1 protein-coding gene and 1 pseudogene are annotated in these 998 nt (G+C 68.9%); both read left to right on the forward strand.

The features are described 5' to 3' along the window. Positions 1 to 729: extracellular solute-binding protein (locus I5E_RS09750; RefSeq protein ID WP_022906808.1), on the forward strand; the 729-nt coding region annotated here is incomplete at its 5' end. Beyond that, positions 726 to 998 (forward strand): annotated as a pseudogene (locus I5E_RS25405) (hypothetical protein); the annotation flags it as partial. The gene I5E_RS09750 and the pseudogene I5E_RS25405, both read left to right, overlap by 4 nt.

Here is a 998-nt window from a genome sequence, read left to right on the forward strand (position 1 = left end):
CAAGCAGATCAAGCAGCAGACCGGTGCCGCGACGATCATCACCGCGACACAGCTCTTCACCAGTTCGTCTCCGCGAGCCCGACGCGGTACTTCGACCGCGACGACCAGCCGCTCTACCACGACGACGACAGCTCGATCCGGAAGGCGTGGGAGAACGCCGTCGAGTCGATCCACGCCGGCATCACCGCCAACCTGCAGTCCGGCACCGACCAGAACGCCGGATGGGTCGCGGGCCGGGTCGCCGGGCAGATCGAGGGCGCGTGGTGGACGCAGATCATCCACGACACCGCACCGGACCTCTCCGGCAAGTGGCGGATCGCCCGCCAGCCCGAGCGACCCGGGAACAGCGGCGGCTCGTTCCTGGCCGTCCCGAAGTCGTCGAAGGACCCCGAGGCCGCGGTCGCGTTCGCCAAGTGGATCACCCGGCCGGACATCCAGTCCCACACCTACAACGACATCCAGCTCTTCCCGTCGACCCCCGCGTCGTTCGAGAACGGCATCATGCGGAACCCCGGCGAGTTCTTCGGGGACCAGAACCCGCTCGACTTCTTCAGCAAGGCGGCCCCGGAGGTCCCCGTGACGTACATCTCGAACTCCGAGCGGTTCATCGGCGCCTTCGCGACCGAGATCACGAACGTCGAGTCCGCCGGCAAGGACCCGGAACGCGCCTGGAAGGACGCGCTCGACCAGACCGACCGCGTCCTCGCGAAGCGCGGGGTCGCCGCATGAGCGCCCCGGTCCGCGAGCAGACCGCCACCACCGCGAACCCCGTCGTCGGGGGCGCCCCCACCGCGTCGATCTCGACCGCGGCGACCGGGCACCGGTTCAGCCTGCGCCGCTTCTGGCCGCAGTACGTGGCGATCGCCCCGTTCTACGTGCTCTTCCTCGTGTTCGGCCTGTTCCCGATCGTCTTCTCGATCGTGCTGTCGTTCACGGACTGGGGACGCGTCGGCTCCCCCGCGTTCGTCGGGCTCGCGCAGTACCAGTACCTCGTCAGC

The sequence above is a fragment of the Curtobacterium sp. B18 genome (genome assembly GCF_000333375.1).
GTDB lineage: Bacteria > Actinomycetota > Actinomycetes > Actinomycetales > Microbacteriaceae > Curtobacterium.